This window comes from Methylorubrum salsuginis (genome assembly GCF_900114375.1).
In the GTDB taxonomy this organism is placed as follows: domain Bacteria; phylum Pseudomonadota; class Alphaproteobacteria; order Rhizobiales; family Beijerinckiaceae; genus Methylobacterium; species Methylobacterium salsuginis.
In genome coordinates, this window is record NZ_FOSV01000057.1 from 1 (window position 1) to 1,984 (window position 1,984).

2 pseudogenes are annotated in these 1,984 nt (G+C 66.2%); one reads left to right on the forward strand and one right to left on the reverse strand.

From position 1 onward, the window contains the following. The first annotated feature begins 323 nt into the window (after positions 1-323). A pseudogene (locus BM140_RS24970) lies at positions 324-1,516 on the forward strand (IS3 family transposase). Between the two features lie 27 nt (positions 1,517-1,543). Here the strand turns inward: BM140_RS24970 and BM140_RS24975 are convergent. Beyond that, positions 1,544-1,984, reverse strand: a pseudogene (locus BM140_RS24975) (transposase); the annotation flags it as partial.

Below are 1,984 nucleotides of genomic sequence, written 5' to 3' on the forward strand. Positions count from 1 at the left end.
AATCTCCGTCCAGAGATCGTCGGGAAGCAGAGCGCGAGCCATGCCCCACCAACGCACCATCCACCGCTTCGTGCCGTTCTGTTAGGCGCTCTAAGACCGATTTCGGCGGCTCTCCTGCCGAGCCGCTGCTTGGGCTACAGAACCATGAAGGCCGTTGGGCCATGGACGCCAGACCGCTCGGCATACCGGATCGTCGACAGGCATGTTTCGGGGATGGGCCTCGTCACGACATGCTCTCCCCCACCTCGCTACGAGGCTGATCCGCCCCCATCGAAGTGGTCCGCCCTGATGTATGGCCTGCGGGCCAGGACGAGGACGGACAGATGGGAACGAAGCGGCACAAGCCGGAGGATGTGGTCGCCAAGCTGCGGCAGGCGGACGTGCTGATTGCGCAGGGCCAGAGCGTGGCCGACGTGATCCGAACTCTCGGCGTGACGGAGGTGACGTACTACCGCTGGCGCAAGGAGTTCGGCGGCCTGAAGACGGATCAGGCCCGACGGATGAAGGATCTGGAGGTCGAGAACCAGCGGCTGCGCAAGGCGATTGCCGACCTGACGCTGGACAAGCTGATCCTGCAGGAGGCGGCACGGGGAAGACGTCTCGAGCCCCGCGCGCCGTCGAGCCTGTGTCGAGCATATCGTGGAGATGATGAAGGTATCCGAGCGCCGGGCTTGCCGGGCGCTCGGCCAACATCGCTCAACACAGCGCAAGGTGCCGCGGGGCAGAGACGACGAGGTGGCACTGACGGCCGATCTCGTCGCGTTGGCTGAGAAGTACGGGAGCTCACGGCTATCGGAAAATCAGCGCGTTGCTGAAGGCGGCCGGCTGGTTGGTCAACGACAAGCGCGTGGAGCGCATCTGGCGACGCGAAGGTCTGAAGGTCCCGGCCAGGCAGCCCAAGCGCGGCCGTATTTGGGACGGGGACGGTTCCTGCCTGCGACTGCGGGCGGAGCGTCGCGATCACGTCTGGTCCTACGACTTCGTCGAGGCGCGCACCCATGACGGGCGCAAGTTCCGGATGCTCAACGTCGTCGACGAGTTCACGCGCGAGTGCCTGGCGATCCGGGTCGCGCGCAAGCTCAAGGCGGCGGACGTCATCGACGTGCTGTCCGACCTGTTCATCCTGCGCGGCGTGCCCGGCCATATCCGCTCGGACAACGGCCCAGAGTTCATCGCCAAATCCGTGCAGGCCTGGATCACCGGCGTTGGCGCAAGGACAGCCTACATCGCACCCGGCTCGCCATGGGAGAACGGTTACGTCGAAAGCTTCAACGCACAGCTACGCGACGAGTTGTTGAACGGTGAGATCTTCTACACGCTCAAGGAGGCACAGATCGTGATCGAGAGTTGGCGACGACACGACAACGGCGTGCGTCCGCACGCCTCCCTCGGCTATCGGCCGCCAGCCCCGGAGGTATTCGTGCTTGCCTCGTCCGCTTGGCCGGCTGCGCTCACCCGACCGGCTCCGCCGGCCAAGCTACCCGTGGAGCAGAGGCCGACCCTGCACCAACTTTGAACTTGGACCACCGCATGGGGGCCGATCACGGGCGCCCGCAGCCTGGATCGCCTCCCTGACGCCGGCCACCTTGTGAGCCGCGAGGTTGTCGAGGATCACCGTGTCGCCCCGCTTCAGCACGGGGATCAGGGTGTCGGCGAGAGAGGCGCGGAAGCGCTTGCCGTTGGTGGCTCCGTCGAACAGGGCGGTGGCGACCACGCCGCTCGTGCGCAGAGCGGCTGTGACGGTGGTGGTCCTCCAGTGGCCGTGCGGGACGGCGACCCGGCAGCGCTCGCCGCGCGGCGCCCAGCCATGGCGGCGCATCATGGCGGTGGTGGCTGTCTCATCAAGAAAGACGAGCTTGTCGGGATCGAGTTCGTCCTGGGCCTCGAACCCGTCCTCACGTTCGGCCCTCACGTCCGGCCGCGGCTGCTCGGCGGCGTGGATCGTGTTTTTTTGTGTGTGATGCGGTGGCGCTTGAAGAAGCGC